This is a genomic window from Acidisoma sp. L85, from assembly GCF_009765865.1.
GTDB lineage: Bacteria > Pseudomonadota > Alphaproteobacteria > Acetobacterales > Acetobacteraceae > Acidisoma.
This window is the reverse complement of record NZ_LMUQ01000084.1, coordinates 209,447-225,051: the sequence shown is the minus strand read 5'-3', so window position 1 is coordinate 225,051 and position 15,605 is coordinate 209,447. Positions and strand designations below refer to the sequence as shown.

The window sequence follows — 15,605 nt, the reverse complement described above, 5'->3', positions numbered from 1 at the left end:
GATTGTACGAGTTGCAGATGAACCTGGGTTGGGTGGGGCGGCCGTGAATTTCGATCCGGTGGGTTTCCTACGCGATGTGAGGGCGGAGGTCGGGAAGGTCACCTGGCCGAGTCGCAAGGAGACGCTCGTAACGACCGCGATGGTGCTCGGTATGGCGCTCATCGCGGCGGTGTTCTTCTTTGCCGCGGACCAGATCATTGGCCTCGGCGTGCGCACCTTGTTCAGCAGCGGCGCCTAGGGGGAATTGGGTCATGGCTAAGAGATGGTATGTCGTCCACGTCTATTCCGGCTTCGAGAAGAAGATCGGCCAGCAGATCAAGGAACAGGCGGCCCAGAAGGGCCTCGCCGACCAGATCGATGAGATCCTCGTGCCCGCGGAAGAGGTCGTCGAGGTCCGGCGCGGCCAGAAGGTCAATTCCGAGCGCAAGTTCTTCCCGGGCTACGTGCTGGTGAAGATGGAGCTGACGGACGAGGCCTGGCATCTGGTCAAGGACACGCCCAAGGTCACCGGCTTCCTGGGCAACCGCAACAAGCCCACGCCGATCACCGAGGCCGAGGCCGAGCGGATCATGAAGCAGACCCAGGAAGGTGTGGAGCGTCCGCGCCCCTCCATCCTGTACGAGATCGGCGAGCAAGTCCGCGTGGCGGACGGCCCCTTCACCAGCTTCAACGGAACGGTGGAAGAGGTCGATGAGGAAAAGGGGCGCGTGAAAGTCAGCGTCTCGATCTTCGGCCGCTCCACCCCGGTCGATCTGGAATACAACCAGGTCGAGAAGGTCTGAGTCGGCGGCGCCAGCCTGACTGCTTGGGTCCTACTAGGCGCACAATCCACGCCGTTCCGACGGGCGGCCATTCATCTCGTCATGGCACGCGAAGGCGTGCCATCCACGCCTTCGTAGCGGAGCCTCCGGCAAGGTGTGGATGGCATGCCTTCGCATGCCATGACGGTGAGTTCGAACTACCCGCGCACCGCCTCCTCGCCGCCCAACCGCCTCACGCTTGACCCTTCGCGGCCGCCCTCCGCCGCCGCGCGGAGGCATAGACGGACAGGCCCACAGCAACGATCAGAATTCCGCCATTGAAGAAATACTGCACGTAAAACGCCGCCCCGAGCTGCTGCACGCCCGAGAACGAAAACGCCAGGATCAGCACCGCCAGCAGGGTGCCGAGCACATTGACCCGCCCCGGCTTGATCGAGGTCGCGCCCAACAACGTCGCCGCGAAGGCCGGTAGCAGATATTCGGGACCCACCGATGGCGTTCCCGTCTGCAAGATGCTGCCGAGCATGATGCCGGCCACCCCGCTCAAAACCCCCGACGCGATGAAGGCGCCCATCACATGGCGCTGCACCCGAATGCCGGTAAGCTCGGCGGCCCGAGTGCTGGCACCGATAACATAGAGACTGCGGCCCACCGGCAGCCGCTCCGTCACCACCCACAGCAGGATCGCGGCAATCGCGACATAGACCGCCGGCAGCGGAATGTGCCGGTAGATCTCCGTCAGGCCGGTAAACCGATCCGCCAGATCCATGCCGACGATCTGCTGGCCGCCGCTATACCAATTGGAAACACCATAAAGCAGCGTGCCGACACCCATCGTGGCGATGAAACTGTCGATCTTGAACCGCGTGACAAGGAAACCGTTCAGCGCCCCGACGATAACCGACAGCACCAGCACGATGAGAATGCTGAGCGGCCAGGACAGGCCATTCTGCACCTGCAGCCCGATCACCAGGATCTGCGCCATCCCCAGGTGATAGCCCACCGATAGATCGAATTGCTTGGTCGCAAGGGGGATCATCTCCGCCAGCGCCAGCATCGCCGTTACCGACTGGCCGACCAGGATGGAATTGATATTCGAGGCACTCAGGAATGTCGTCGGATGCAACACCCCGAAGACCGCCATCACGATGAGGAAGACCACCGCCAGACCGTAGATCGCGACGAAATCCGACAACCGGCGCGGGCTGCGCGCGATCGGCCGAATAGCTGCGGTTTGAGCGGGGTTAACCTGATCGGGCATCTCGGGCATCCTAGGCATTCAGCGTGGCGGGCGCATAGTCGGAGGCCGCGAAGTCCTCGCCAAGCGACGAGCGCGCGATCAGGCTGTCCATGGTCAAAGCCGCGCCTGAGAGTTCCCCGGAGATTTGGCCTCGGCCCATGACCAGTGCCCGGTCGGCCAGCGTCGCCACTTCCTCGAAATCCGAGGACACGATAAGCACGGCGGCGCCCGCTCGTGCAGCATCCCGCACCATGGCGTGAATGGCGAGCTTGGCGCCGATATCCACGCCTGCCGTGGGCTCTTCCAGGATCAGCAACCGCGCACCCGCGGCCAGCCAGCGAGCGACGAATATCTTCTGCTGATTGCCGCCGCTCAGCCAATCGATCAGCGCATCCGGATTGCGCGGCCGCACATCGAAGCGCTCCATCACCTCGCCAGTCCGCGCCCGATCCGCCGCGGGCGACAGGAAGGCTAGGCTGCCGGTTTTCACGATGCTCTGGCTCGGGAAAAGATTCTCGCTGATCGACATCCCGGCGAGCGCACTTTCCCGGCCACGGTCTCCCGCGAGCAGCGCAATGCCGCGCGCCATCCGGTCGGTGATCGTCTCTCGCGGCGGCAGAAGCTCGCCCCCAAGATGAATCGTGCCCGACCGCGTCTCCAGCGCGCCGAATATGGCACGCCCGATCTCATCCTGACCCGCGCCCCGCAAGCCAACCAGCGCCGCGATCTCTCCGGCCGCGACCGAGAAGGTCACCGGCCCGAAGCCATGCAGCCGCAGCGCCTCCACGAAAAGCAACGCGGGCTTATTTGCGGTAGGCTCCGCATGGCCATGCGCGAACTCAACCGCACGGCCCAGCATGTCCTGCACCAGACTGGACGGCGTTACGCTCGCCATCGCCGCGCTGCGCACCAGCCGTCCGTCGCGCAACACCGAGACGGAATCGGCGAAGCCGAAAAGCTCGTTGAGGCGATGGCTGACATAGATGATGCCGGCGCCAGTCGCGCGCAGCCGCCGCAGCACATCGAGCAGATGCAGCGCATCAGGCTCCGGCAATGAAGCCGTCGGCTCGTCCAACACGACGATATCGGCCCTGCTCGCAAGCGCGCGGACAATTCCAAGCAGCGCCTTGCCCGCGGCGTTGAGACTACCGACAGGCGATTGCGGATCCGGTGCCTCGATCTCCATGCGATCGTAAAGCTCGATCGCCTGCCGCCCCACCTGCGGCCAATCAATAAGCCCATGGCGCTTGGGGAAGCCTGCGACCAGCGCCACGTTCTCGCCGACGCTCAGATCATCGACCAGGCCGAGATCCTGATGCACGAAGGCGATCGGCAAACGTTGCGTCACCGGGTTGACCGCCTCGCCGCGCAAGGCGATCGTACCTTCCTCGGCACCGTAAACACCCGCGAGAATCTTGATGAGCGTCGATTTCCCGGCGCCGTTCTCCCCGATCAGCGCATGGATCTCACCCGCTCGTAGAGTGAGATCCACATCGTTGAGCGCGTGGGTGCCGTAGAAGCGCTTGCCGAGCCCCGCGATCCGCAGCAGCGGAATATCATCCGCCATCGGCAAGCGCCTTTCGCCTCAGCCGAGCCTCAGCAGCCCGTCGCTTGGCCGAGCCAGATCTTCTCGTAATGGCAAGCGAAGTTGTTGCTCGGGATAAACTGGTTCTTGTTTCCGCCTTCAGCCTCAACATTGTCCTTGGTCACGATATAAGTCGGCTGCGTGAAAACCGCCGGCGGCTCGCCGACCATCGCATGCACTGCCGCATCCACCGCCTCGAAGCCGAACAGAGAGGAAGGCTCAGGCACGTCGGCGACCTGATACTGGCCCTTGCGGATCATCTGATAGGTGGCCGGCGGCCCATCGGCGCCGATCAGATGAATCTTCTCGGGCGAAGCACCGGCCGAACGCAGCGCGGCGGCAGCGGCGGTGTAATAGCCGTCACAGCATGTCGTCATGTACCAGCTATCGCCGAAGCGCGAGAGCAGGCCCGAGATGGTCGAAGGCATACGCGTGGGATCGCCGATCGGCTGGTTCACCACGGTCAACAGTTTGCAGCCGGCGCAATGCTGGATCGGCTGGATCGTCGCCTGAGCCTTGAAGCGCGCGATGGCGTAGCTGTTATCGACCATGTGAATGTCATGCGCGGTTCCGTTGGAATCAGCGATGACATAAGCGGCCTCGGTCTGCCCGATCTCGGCTGGATTGGACGCAATGTTCTGGTAAAGGCCGAGCTTCGGTGCCGGACCCGGGAAAGCGGTGGCGTGAATGCCGATGACCGGAATGCCGCGCTTAACCGCGTCCTGAATCGGCTGCTGCAGCGCGTTGGCGTCGGCCGGCGTGATGATGGCGGCAACATTCAGCGACAGCGCTTGCTGAAACGCGGCAAGTGTTCCACCCACGGTCCCTTGCCCATTGAGCGTGACGACCTTCCAGCCGAGCGCCTTCGCCGCCTGCTCCACGCCAAGGCCCCAATAGACATAGGGCGTATAGGATTGATCGCTGGAGACCCAGGCGATGGTAAATTGGCCGGTCGGCGCGCGCGGTCCGCTCGTCGGTCCTTTCCACTCGGTCTGCGGCTTCGACCTTTCGGCCACCAGCGCTTTCGCCTGATCGACGCTCAGCGTGGGGTCGATGACCGGCGCAGGCCATTCCGGGAAGGGCTGCGCGCGAGTCGCCGCATGCGCGCCCACCGCGCCCAAGCCGAAGACGGAGGCGCAAAGCGCCGCGGCGGCCAGACGCTTGATCGCGGAGGCCTTCTTCAAGGGCAGTTTTGTCTCGAACATCATTCTTCCCACTCGCTCCATTGCTATTTTGTCGGCTTCTGTCGGCCGATCGTCGCGGCAACGCACTCGTCTATTCGGCGGCCACCTTCAGGCTGGGCGGCGCATGAGGTTGCAGGTTCATCGAATTCTGCAGGGCACGCAAATGGTAAAGCGTCGTGTCGGTCTGCAATTCGACCATGTCGTAGGTAATGACCTCTTCCCTACGGACATCGCGCAGTAGCTTGGCATCCGTCAGCAAGCCGAGCGGCACGACATTATCGGCCTTGGCCGTCTCGTAGAGATCGTTGAGCGCATAAACCGAGGATCCGCCGGCGCCCTCCACGGTCTCACCCGCCGTCAAGGCGCGTTTGGCGGCACCGAAAACCTCCGTCACCAGCCCGAGCTTGGGCACGATGGTCGGATGGTTGAAGGCCACCGCATTGACGATCGAGAGCGGGATCTCGTTCGTCACCAGATGATAGGGCGTGTACATGTTGTAGTAGCCGTCCGAGCCGGTGACATCGAGATACTGCAAATCCTCCTGGATTTGCTTGTGGTCGGTATGCACCACGATGAAGGTGCCCGGCGTCACGGATCGGTCAAAGTCGATGCTGCCGTCTTCATGCTTCAGCGGCCGGGCGTAATCGACCACGCCGCGCGTATTGAGGATGCCGCCCTCGCTTTTCGGCCTGAACAATTGCGGGATCTCATTAACCCCCGCGATCGGGCCGTGCATGCCGCGAATATCGGGCACCAAACCAGTATAATTCGAGATGCAGGCCATCTCGATCATCGTCTTGGTGGCATCGCGGAAGGTCACGAGGAAATGCGGGTTCACACCCAATCGCTTCGCATCCTCGCCAACGCTGTCGGGTGTCGCGAAACGGTCGAACAGCCCGATGCTGGAAGGCGCTTTGCCCACCGCCACAATCTCAAAGCCGAGCCCGGCATAGCGATCATAAAATTCGGCGATCAGGCCCGGCTCATCACCCGATGACACCGTGTAGACCACGCCCGCTGCTTCGGCCATGCGATGCAGGATGGGTCCGACAACGACATCGGTCTCGACATTCAGCATGATGATGTGCTTGCGCGCCTGAATCGTCTGCAAAGCCACGCGCGCCCCAAGCTCCGGGCTGCCCGTCGCATCGACAACCGCATCGATTTCGAGCTGCGGCACCAGGGTCGCATCCTGCGTCACCACCGGCTTGTTCTGGCGGATGGCATCCTGCGCTGGCCCCACCGCGTTCGCGACAACCACATCCTCGCGCCGGTAGCCGGAAAGCTCGAAGGCGCGGGTCGCGCGCTCGGTGCTGAGATCGGCGATCACCGCGACGCTGATGCCGCGCATCAGCCCGATCTGGCAAATCGCTCCGGTGCCCATACGTCCGGCACCCACGAAAGCCACTTGGATCGGCTTGCCCCGCGCGTGCCGCTTATCGAGAGCCTGCTTGAACATGGCGCCATCCCCCTCCATCCCGACCACGGGAACGGCGTCTCCGCGCCGTCGATAGATGTCATAATGTCTGACAGCCTCAGCCTAGGCAAGGCGGCAGTCTAGGCGGCATCGGCCTTTCCCATGACCCGGCGAAGCCGCCCCGCCGCCGCCGTCAGATGAGCCAGCATCGCCTCCTCCGACCCCGGCACATCCTTGCGCCGCAGCGCCCGGACGATCGCGTCATGCTCGGAGAAGGTCACGGCCTTGGTTTCCGGCACGTAATAGGTCGCCGGATACCACATGCGAACAATGGTCTGGATCGTCGACACCACGCTCGAGAACAGCGCATTGCCACCGATCTCGGCGATGCGGATATGAAAGTCGCTGTCGATTTTGGTGAAGGCGGGATCGTCGCTCTGATGATCCCGCATGAGGGTAATGTTCTCGGCCAGCGCCGCGGCATCCTGCGCCGTGCAGCGTTTCGCCGCGCGGCCGGCACAGGTCACCTCGATCGTGGTCCGCACGTCGAACAGATCATCGAGGTTCCGCTCGCTCAGCAGCAGCCCCCAGCGAAACGCGCCCGAGAGCAGCTCGGAAGTCGGCTCGCGGACAAAGGACCCCTCGCCCGGCCGCGCTTCCAGCACGCCCAGCACGGCAAGGCTTTTCACTGCTTCCCGCACCGTGGACCGCCCGACCTGGAACCGCGCCGCGAGTTCCTTCTCCGACGGGATCATGTCGCCGGGCTTCCAAATCCGCTTCATGATCAGCCCGGCGATGGCGTCCACGATCTCCTGCGGCAGCGTGGCGCGCGCCACTGGCCGGATATGGTCATCCGCCGATCGTGGCGCGAGCCTGCGACGGCCCGGCTTCGCTAGCTCGTCCAAGACGGAGACCTCAGACTGTCGCGCCTAACTGCCACGGCGCGAATTCGTCATCCCCGAACCCGAGCTGCTCGCTCTTGGTTCTCTCGCCCGAAGCGATACGCAGGATCATTTCGAAGATGCGTTGCCCGCACTCCTCCACCGTCTCCACGCCTTCCGCGATCCCGCCGCAATTGACGTCCATGTCGTCCGGCATCCGGTCGTACATCGGCGTATTGGTGGCGAGCTTCATCGAAGGCGTCGGCTTGCAGCCGAAGACGGACCCGCGCCCGGTGGTGAAACACAAAACATTGGCGCCGCCCGCGACCTGACCTGTAGCGGAAACCGGATCGAAACCCGGCCCGTCCATCACCACCAGCCCCTTGGCCGTCACCGGATCGGCATAGCCCACGACATCGACAAGGTTCGTCGTGCCCGCCTTCACCACCGCGCCGAGCGACTTCTCGACGATATTGGTGAGCCCGCCGGCCTTGTTGCCGGGCGACGGGTTATTGTCGATCTCGCCGCCATTCTTTCGCGTGTATTCGATCCACCATTCGATCCGCGACAACAGCTTGCCCGCCACTTCAGGGCTCACCGCGCGCCGCGTCAGCAAGTGCTCGGCGCCGTAGATCTCCGTCGTCTCCGTCAGGATCACCGTGCCGCCATGCCGCACCACAAGGTCCGACGCGTAACCGAGCGCCGGATTGGCGGTGAGGCCCGAGAAGCTGTCGGAACCGCCGCATTGCAGCGCGACCTTGAGATTCGAAGCCGAAACCGGCTGGCGCTTCACCGCATTGGCGACCGGCAGCAACGCCTTGATGCGCTCGATCCCCGCCATGATGCTAGCCCGCGCGCCGCCGGATTCCTGGATCACGAGGGATGACATCGCCATGCCCTCAGGCAGGCTCTGGGACTGTAGCAGCGGCCCAACCTGATTGACCTCGCAGCCCAGGCCGATGACGAGGACGGCGGCGAAGTTCGGATGCGCCGCATAGCCCATGATGACGCGGCGCAGCGTATCCATACCATCGCCCGTCAGCGCCATGCCGCAGCCGGTCTTATGCGTCAGCGCCACCACGCCATCGACATTCGGGTAGTCGGTGAGCAGGCCACGATCCCCGGTGATCGGATTGGCACGGAAGGCTTCCGCGATGTAGCGGGCGGTGCCGGCGGAGCAGTTCACGCTGGTCAGGATGCCGATGTAATTGCGCGTCGCGATCCGCCCATCGGGCCGCACGTAAGCATCGAAGGTCGCGGGCTCCGCGATATAGTCGGTGGGACGCGCATCGGCCCCCGGCGAATGGTCGCGGGCGAAATCGTGGAACTCGCAGTTCTGCACATGCACATGGTCGCCCGGCGCGATATCCATGCTGGCGAAGCCGATCACCTGCCCGTAACGGCGGATCGGCTCGCCCTTGGGAATGGCCGCGATCGCCACCTTGTGCCCGCGTGGAATGCGCCGCGTGGTGGTGACGCCACGATCCGGCAGGTTCGTCCCCGCCTCGATTTCCGCGCGCGCGATCGCAACGTTGTCAATGGGGTTGAGGTGCATCGTGGTTGAGAGGATATTGAGCATGGCGCCGACCTTTCCGGAACGCGGCGAGTGGCCGACCCGTCGCACTGCATCAGGATATCAGACATTTGCCCGGCCGGGCAACGTTACGGTCTCCGCAGAGAAGCATTCCTCCACCGACGAACGCCCGGCATCAGCCCGCCCCCGCGCGAGAAATCCAGCCGCCATGAGCCGCCTTGAAGGCTTGCAACGCCGGCTGCATGTGGAGCACGCAAAGCGACTCGAAAGCCGCGCGGTCCCCGCTCTCCATCGCCGCGATGATCTGGAAATGCTCCCGCCGCGACTGCTCGGCGAGCGCCGGGTTCGCGATGGCGTAGCAATGGATTGCCGCCGTCTTCGTCCAATACTGCTGGATAAGCTCCGCCAGCTGCCGGTTCCGGCAGGCGCCGAAGATGATCCGGTGAAAGGTGTCGTTCGCAACCGAGGCGGCATCGAGGTCGCCCGCCGTCCCGCAGCGAACATAGACATCGTTCACCTCGCGGAGCTGGCGGATGAGGTCCGGTGATGCCGGCAGCAGGATCCGTCGCGCCGCCTGCTGCTGGAGGATCGTGCGGATGTCGTAAAGCTCATCGACCTCTTCCGCCGAGTAGTCGCTGACGACCGCACCGCGGTTCTGCCTTCGCTGAACGAGGCCGGCGCGGTCAAGCTCCTCCAGCGCCGCCCGTATGACATGGCGGCCAACGGCGAAACGCTCGCTAAGCTCTTCCTCGACCAGCCTCTCGCGCGGCTTGAGGCGGCCGAAAACGATATCGTGCTGCATCGCGCTGACGATCGCCGGCAGTCGCTTGTCCCCGGCCCGTGCCGTTCGCGCGGTTTCATCAGTCGCCGGTTCCACCGCCTTCGCCTCCGCCCGCCCGCTCAACTGATCGCCCGATCGAGATGGGTGTAACCGCCATCCGGGCTCAGCCACTGCCCGGTGAAGTGCGATGCGCGGGCAGACAGCAGGAACACCACCGTCGCGGCGATTTCCTCCGGCGTCGTCATGCGGGCGCCGAGCGGGATCTTCGCGGTGATCGCCGCCAGTTTCTCCGCCGGATCGGGGAAGGTCGCGATCCAGTTCTCATAGAGCGGCGTCATGACCTCGGCCGGCAACACGGCATTCACCCGGATGCCGTCGGCGGCCAGGTCAGTCGCCCATTCACGCGTCAGCCCGAGCAAACCGGCCTTGGCGGCGGCGTAGCCGCTCGTCCCGCCTTGCCCCGTCACCGCCGTCTTGGACGCGATATTGACGATGGCGCCACGGCTTGCCCGCAGATGCGACAGGCAGTGATGCCCCATGCTATAGCAATGCACGAGGTTGCGGCGGAGCGAAGCCTCGAAGGCCGCCGCCCCCGCCTCCAGCCCGACACGGTCGTTGACGCCGGCATTATTGACCAGCCCGTCGATCCGCCCATGGCGCGCTATCAGTGCCGCCACCACCGCGCCACAGGCCGCCTCATCCGTCAGTTCGACCGCCTGGAAACTGGCCGCAGGCTGCGACCCCTGAAGCGCCAGCATGAACGCGGGCGGCGGTGTGTCACGCGCGAGGATCGCCGGAATGGCGCCCTCCTCCGCCAACAAAATCGAGATTGCGGCGCCGATCCCGGACGCCCCTCCGGTGACAATCACAACCTTGCCGTTCAGACCGAGATCCATTTTCCGCGGTTCTTCCTAAATCAGGCCGACCAGCCGCCGTCGATCATCTGCGTGGTGCCCGTGGTGAAGCCGGACTCGTCCGACCCCAGATAAACCGCCAGCGCGGCGATCTCCTCTACCTTGCCAAGCCGCCCCATCGGTTGCCGCCCCACGAAGGCGGCGCGCGTCGCCTCCAGCGTTACCCCCGCCGCCGCCGCCTGCGTCGCGATGCGCTCATCCAGCGAGGGCGACTGGATGGTGCCGGGGCAGATCGCATTGCAGCGAATGCCGCGCGCCACGTAATCCACCGCCACCGATTTGGTCAGACCGATCACCGCCGCCTTGCTCGCGCCGTACGCGGCGCGGTTTGCCACGCCTTTTACCGAGGAAGCGGCGGACGCCATGTTGATGATCGAGCCCCGGCCGCCCTCCAGCATGCCCGGCAGGAAAGCCTGGATCAGGTGGAACATCGCCGTCACGTTGAGGTCGAAGGAGAATTTCCACGCCCGGTCGTCGCAGTCGAGGATGGACCCCGCATGCACATAGCCCGCGCAGTTGAACAGGATATCGAGGCGCCCGACCTCGGCCGCCGCCTCGGCGATCGCCTCGGGTGACAGCACGTCGAGCACGCGAGTCGTGCAGCCCCTCAGCGTGCGGAGCGCCTCCGCATTGATGTCGGTCGCGATCACCTCGGCGCCTTCGCGCGCGAAAGCCTCCGCCGTCGCGCGGCCGATGCCCTGGCCAGCCGCCGTCACGAGGGCCCGTTTACCCTGCAGCCTCATCATCCGTTTCCTCTCTCGCCAAACGCCCCCGAACCGGGCGCCGATTTCCGTGAAGGGCTTCAGCCTCATCCCGGCATAACGCGGGTCTTCTAGCACAGGCGGTTCGGTTGACACCTGGGCACCCCTCGCGCAGCCTGCGACGCGCGTCGCGCAGGGGGAAAACATGGCACATAACGACAATCAAGACGGGCCGAAGCGCCTTCGCAGCCGCCGCTGGTTCGACACGCCCTCCGACCCCGCGATGACGGCCCTCTACCTCGAACGCTACATGAACTTCGGCCTCACCCGCGCCGAACTGCAAACCGGCCGCCCCATAATCGGCATCGCTCAGACCGGCTCGGACCTCTCGCCTTGCAATCGCCACCACTTGGAACTGGCGAGCCGCGTGCGGGACGGTATCCGCGAGATGGGCGGCGTGCCGCTCGAATTTCCCTGCCACCCGATTCAGGAAACCGGCAAGCGCCCCACCGCCGCGCTGGACCGCAACCTCGCCTATCTCTCGCTCGTCGAGATCCTGCACGGCTACCCGCTGGACGGCGTGGTGCTCACCACCGGCTGCGACAAGACCACGCCCGCCTGCCTGATGGGCGCCGCCACCGTGAACATCCCCGCCATCGTGCTCTCGGGCGGGCCGATGCTGGACGGCTGGTTCAAGGGCAAGCTCGCCGGCTCCGGCACCGTCGTCTGGCATGCCCGCAAGCTGCTGGCCGAGGGCGAGATCGAATACGAGGAATTCATGCAGATGGTGGCGGCCTCCGCCCCCTCCGCCGGCCACTGCAACACCATGGGCACCGCCAGCTCGATGAACGGCCTGGCCGAGGCTCTCGGCATGTCGCTTCCCGGCTGCGCCGCCATCCCGGCGCCGTATCGGGAGCGGGGCCAGATCGCTTACGAAACCGGGCGGCGGATCGTCGCCATGGTGCATGAGAATTTGCGCCCCTCCGACATCATGACCAAGGCCGCCTTCGGCAATGCGGTGGTGGCCGCCGCCGCGCTGGGTGCTTCCTCCAACTGCCCGATCAGCATGGTCGCCATCGCCCGCCACATGGGCGTCGATCACAGCCTGGATGACTGGCAGCGCCTGGGGCCGGAAATTCCGCTGCTGGTCGATATGCAGCCCGCCGGCCGCTACCTCGGCGAATCCTTCCACCGCGCGGGCGGCGTGCCCGCCGTGATGAAGGAGCTGCTGGCCGCCGGGAAAATCGACGGCACCGCCATGACCGTCACCGGCAAGACCATCGCCGAGAACCTCATCGGCGTGCCGGATGGCGACCGCGAGGTCATCCGCTCCTATGCCGAGCCGCTGCGCGAGGAGGCCGGCTATGTCGTGCTTTCCGGCAATTTGTTCGAGACGGCGGTGATGAAGACCAGCGTCATCGACATCGAGTTCCGCGAACGTTTCCTGAGCGACCCCGAGCACCCCAACGTGTTCCTCGGCAAGGCCGTCATCTTCGAGGGGCCTGAGGATTACCACGCGCGGATCGAACAGGCCGATCTCGGCGTCACCGAGGATTCGGTTCTCATCATCCGCAACGTCGGCCCGGTCGGCTATCCGGGCAGCGCCGAGGTGGTGAATATGCAGCCCCCGGCGGTGATGCTGAAGCGCGGCGTCAACGCCTTGCCGACAATGGGCGACGGGCGGCAATCCGGCACTTCCGGCAGCCCCTCGATCCTCAACATCTCACCCGAGGCGGCAATCGGCGGCGGGCTCGCGCTGCTGAAGGATGGCGACCCGATCCGCATCGACCTCAACGCCCGCCGCGTGGATGTGCTGATCCCCGACGCCGAGCTGGCGGCGCGGCGTGCCGCCTGGGTCCCGCCCAAGCTCGAGAACAAGACGCCGTGGGAGGAGATCTTTCGCAGCATGGTCGGCCAGATGGGCACTGGCTCCTGCCTGGAACCCGCCACACGCTATCTCAACATCATCGAGACGCGCGGAGAATCGCGGAACAATCACTGACCCATTCGCCTAGACGATTTCGTGTGGGAATCGTCAAGGTTGGGCTTACCCGCTACGCCTTAGGCGGGCTGCGACATCTCAGCCTGGGCGCTGAAACGCCCGGGGTTTTTATCCGCTGGGTACAGTCGTGATGATCGACGGCGGCCATCTTAGAGTCTGTCTCTGAATGATGTCCGAATGACCGCGTTCGACCCTTGCAAGATGTTTGAAGGCTAGCACCCGACGTCCCTAAAGCGGACATCGATCATCTGCCTCAAGTCAGGTGAGCAGAGCTGCCGTCGCGCAGCGCGCCAGTCAGCGTCGGCCGCGTTCCCGTTGCTTGACCCGAAGGGCTCATCTGCATTTGGTTCCAGATCGCGGCGTCTCTCTGATAAAAGTCTGGCCGAAATTGCAGCACACCGTGAGTATCGACGAAAGCGGTTTCGTAGACCACGAAGACAGGAACCGGCACGGGCAGATCGTTTCGAGTTGTGCCGCCTTTCTCTATACCGGCATCAATCTCGCTCGTCGGTTGGTTCATTAATAGGGCGGCCAATTCCCGGGGGTTTTGCACCCGGATACATCCGTGGCTCAGGCGGCGGTTGGCCCGGCTGAAGATGTCGCGATCTGGGGTATCGTGCAGATAAACGTCAAAGTGATTTGGCATGTCGAACATGAGGAACCCAAGGCCCGCGTCAGGGCCGGGAAGTTGCTCCACTTCGCCACCTGGGAGTGCGACCATATTGTTCGCCACGAGATAGTTTGGATCGAGCTTGGCCTTAGGCAAGATCTCCTTCGCAGCGATGTCACTTGGGATCACCCATGGAGGGTTATAGTAAGCAGCATCAATCTTGGTGCTGAACTCGGGACTCTGATTGATTTTTATGTCTTCTCCGACAACCACGCGCGTCGAGAAAACTGGATTGTCAGCGCTATAAAAAACCAGTTGCTCATCGGCTACATTGACCCACACGCGATCCGCAGGAAGCGATCGGGGCAACCAGCGTTGGCGCTCCAGGTTCACCACAATCGTGTGCAGGCGGCTCCCATGGACACCATTCCGGAATTGCTCCGTCTTCAATGCTTGAAGCAATGCGGTATAGGTTGGCGTGGTCGGCGCCAATGCATCAATTGCCGCTGCAGGGTCAGGGCGAGTAAGAGTGTTATCGACCGCGGCTGCTACATCGATTGGCTCTGGTTTCAGAACCTCATCGTCGCCACGGCGTTCAGGAGGCACTACTCCGCGGGCCAGTGCGTCGGCGTAAGAGAGAAAAGCGTCCGAGAGCAGTAAGTCTCGATCGATCGACGACAGATTCGAATTTTGTCGCAGTAGCTTTGCATGGAACCAGTCGGGGTTCAGACCCTGATCGCCAGCACCCATAATGGCGTCGATGAGTGCATTGGCCTGAGCCTGGTGATTCTCCCAGACAGGTTGGAAATTGTGGCGAGCATAGAACTGTTGGAGCAATCCCACATTCAAACTAGTGTTAGCGACAATTAACTGATGCTGGCCGTTGAGCTTGTTGCCAAGCTCGGTGTCGGAGCGCGCCCCTAGCTCTGACGCGGTATCAGAGCCGGAAGCGAGACCGCCAGAACCAGGCGTCACGCTAGTGCCGCAACCGGAAAGCATGCAGACAACGGCGAGCGCTAGAATAGTGCTTCCGACCGCAAGGCTTTGCGAAGCCTTGGCTCGAACCGAAGGCAATAATTCTTGGACAACCAATTCGAGCTTACCCCTACCTATGCAACGACACATTTGACTCTTTAGGAAGAATTCTCTTTAAAATCTGTCTTGTCTACGCCGTTCAATGAAGGAGTAAGACGATGTCGGCCCTTTCCGAGAAAGCAGTGGATAAGTTTAGGCTGTGGCGTCATGCCGCAGCGGTCGCCGCCGCGATCCCGATAATTGCCCTCGCGGCCTGTGCCTCGAAGCCGCCGCCCCCGCCGCCCGAACCTGCTCCAGCCCCGGTTGAAGCGGCTCCTCCGGCACCTGCACCAACGCCCGTCCCGCCTGCCAGAGGCTGATCAGGCCATCGAACTGAAGCACGATTCTCTCTGATATTCGTCTGCTCCCCAAGGTGAAGACTTTCACCTTGGGGGCGATCGCATCGGGGGTCTAAGCGAGACGAGCCTCACCGTCTCGGCTGCCGGTATCCTTGGGCCTTTTTTGATGCCCAAATTTGGTTTCAGCAAAAGTCGCTGACGTCCTGGCGAATGACGGCTTCGAGATTGGCTATACTTAAGAGCCGACATGCCGCTTGCCACCAACAGCCGCCCTTGGTGCACTGCGAGAGTCAACCCGACATTATCCAGAGACAGGCTCTTAGAGTCCTGGCCCGCCGTGCGGAATCTATAAAGTCTAAGTTATGTAGAGTCCGTTGCTCATGGTCGCATCAAGCCGACGCAGGAAGCGCTCATTCGGATTCTCTATTCCGACTGCGCACCTCACACCGGAACGGCCAGGTGCCTGCGTCAGGCGGAATCAAGCGATTCAGCGGCTCCGATGACTGGCTTCGAGATCTTGCGAGACGGGAGCTCTTCGCAATCCGTCAAGGCGTGTTTAAATTCCTCGGACTTAACCTAAAGAAAATTCCTATCTCGTCGACAATCTTAACTGACGACGGTC

13 protein-coding genes are annotated in these 15,605 nt (G+C 63.4%); 3 read left to right on the top strand and 10 right to left on the bottom strand.

Annotation, left to right across the window (positions count from 1 at the left end; genetic code table 11):
- Positions 1–28 precede the first annotated feature (28 nt).
- Both secE and nusG read left to right on the top strand, forming a co-directional pair.
- Positions 29–238, top strand: a complete 210-nt coding sequence (gene secE, locus GSQ83_RS28870; protein ID WP_371418097.1) for a preprotein translocase subunit SecE — start codon at positions 29–31, stop codon at positions 236–238.
- A gap of 13 nt (positions 239–251) precedes the next feature.
- Positions 252–782, top strand: a complete 531-nt coding sequence (gene nusG, locus GSQ83_RS28865; protein ID WP_158806501.1) for a transcription termination/antitermination protein NusG — start codon at positions 252–254, stop codon at positions 780–782.
- Between the two features lie 211 nt (positions 783–993).
- On the opposite strand, the gene GSQ83_RS28860 is transcribed toward nusG, so the two are convergent.
- The 9 genes from GSQ83_RS28860 to GSQ83_RS28820 all read right to left on the bottom strand — a co-directional run bounded on the left by GSQ83_RS28860 (position 994) and on the right by GSQ83_RS28820 (position 11,040).
- Positions 994–2,022, bottom strand: a complete 1,029-nt coding sequence (locus GSQ83_RS28860; protein ID WP_158806500.1) for an ABC transporter permease — start codon at positions 2,020–2,022, stop codon at positions 994–996.
- Positions 2,023–2,032: 10 nt separating this feature from the next.
- The gene (locus GSQ83_RS28855) at positions 2,033–3,568 is read right to left on the bottom strand and encodes a sugar ABC transporter ATP-binding protein (protein ID WP_158806498.1); all 1,536 of its coding nucleotides are present in this window, start codon (positions 3,566–3,568) and stop codon (positions 2,033–2,035) included.
- Between the two features lie 29 nt (positions 3,569–3,597).
- On the bottom strand, positions 3,598–4,794 hold the full coding sequence (locus GSQ83_RS28850) for a substrate-binding domain-containing protein (protein ID WP_158806496.1): 1,197 nt from the start codon (positions 4,792–4,794) through the stop codon (positions 3,598–3,600).
- Positions 4,795–4,861: 67 nt separating this feature from the next.
- Positions 4,862–6,229: an NAD(P)H-dependent oxidoreductase gene (locus tag GSQ83_RS28845; protein WP_158806494.1), complete on the bottom strand. Its 1,368-nt coding sequence runs from the start codon at positions 6,227–6,229 to the stop codon at positions 4,862–4,864.
- Between the two features lie 98 nt (positions 6,230–6,327).
- Positions 6,328–7,092, bottom strand: coding sequence for a FadR/GntR family transcriptional regulator (locus GSQ83_RS28840; RefSeq protein WP_158806492.1), 765 nt, complete (start codon positions 7,090–7,092; stop codon positions 6,328–6,330).
- 10 nt (positions 7,093–7,102) lie between these two features.
- Positions 7,103–8,647, bottom strand: a complete 1,545-nt coding sequence (locus GSQ83_RS28835) for a UxaA family hydrolase (RefSeq protein WP_158806490.1) — start codon at positions 8,645–8,647, stop codon at positions 7,103–7,105.
- Positions 8,648–8,777: 130 nt separating this feature from the next.
- On the bottom strand, positions 8,778–9,506 hold the full coding sequence (locus tag GSQ83_RS28830; protein WP_159014706.1) for a GntR family transcriptional regulator: 729 nt from the start codon (positions 9,504–9,506) through the stop codon (positions 8,778–8,780).
- Positions 9,503–10,279, bottom strand: a complete 777-nt coding sequence (locus tag GSQ83_RS28825) for an SDR family oxidoreductase (RefSeq protein ID WP_158806487.1) — start codon at positions 10,277–10,279, stop codon at positions 9,503–9,505. The genes GSQ83_RS28830 and GSQ83_RS28825 overlap by 4 nt, the downstream gene beginning before the upstream one ends.
- Before the next feature lie 20 nt (positions 10,280–10,299).
- Positions 10,300–11,040 carry an SDR family oxidoreductase gene (locus tag GSQ83_RS28820; RefSeq protein ID WP_158806650.1) on the bottom strand — a complete coding sequence of 247 codons (741 nt, stop codon included), beginning with the start codon at positions 11,038–11,040 and terminating at the stop codon, positions 10,300–10,302.
- Positions 11,041–11,203: 163 nt separating this feature from the next.
- On the opposite strand from GSQ83_RS28820, the gene GSQ83_RS28815 reads away from it, so the two are divergent.
- Positions 11,204–13,000: an IlvD/Edd family dehydratase gene (locus GSQ83_RS28815; RefSeq protein WP_158806485.1), complete on the top strand. Its 1,797-nt coding sequence runs from the start codon at positions 11,204–11,206 to the stop codon at positions 12,998–13,000.
- Between the two features lie 253 nt (positions 13,001–13,253).
- Here GSQ83_RS28815 and GSQ83_RS28810 read toward each other — a convergent pair whose 3' ends face one another.
- A complete protein-coding gene (locus GSQ83_RS28810) occupies positions 13,254–14,702 on the bottom strand; it encodes a L,D-transpeptidase family protein (RefSeq protein ID WP_158806483.1) in 1,449 nt (482 codons plus the stop codon).
- Positions 14,703–15,605 lie beyond the last annotated feature (903 nt).

Coding starts and splice junctions, on each gene's coding strand:
- nusG (WP_158806501.1), top strand. CDS start 252: ATGGCTAAGAGATGGTATGTCGTCCACGTCTATTCCGGCTTCGAGAAG.
- GSQ83_RS28860 (WP_158806500.1), bottom strand. CDS start 2,022: ATGCCCGATCAGGTTAACCCCGCTCAAACCGCAGCTATTCGGCCGATC.
- GSQ83_RS28855 (WP_158806498.1), bottom strand. CDS start 3,568: ATGGCGGATGATATTCCGCTGCTGCGGATCGCGGGGCTCGGCAAGCGC.
- GSQ83_RS28850 (WP_158806496.1), bottom strand. CDS start 4,794: ATGATGTTCGAGACAAAACTGCCCTTGAAGAAGGCCTCCGCGATCAAG.
- GSQ83_RS28845 (WP_158806494.1), bottom strand. CDS start 6,229: ATGTTCAAGCAGGCTCTCGATAAGCGGCACGCGCGGGGCAAGCCGATC.
- GSQ83_RS28835 (WP_158806490.1), bottom strand. CDS start 8,647: ATGCTCAATATCCTCTCAACCACGATGCACCTCAACCCCATTGACAAC.
- GSQ83_RS28825 (WP_158806487.1), bottom strand. CDS start 10,279: ATGGATCTCGGTCTGAACGGCAAGGTTGTGATTGTCACCGGAGGGGCG.
- GSQ83_RS28820 (WP_158806650.1), bottom strand. CDS start 11,040: ATGAGGCTGCAGGGTAAACGGGCCCTCGTGACGGCGGCTGGCCAGGGC.
- GSQ83_RS28815 (WP_158806485.1), top strand. CDS start 11,204: ATGGCACATAACGACAATCAAGACGGGCCGAAGCGCCTTCGCAGCCGC.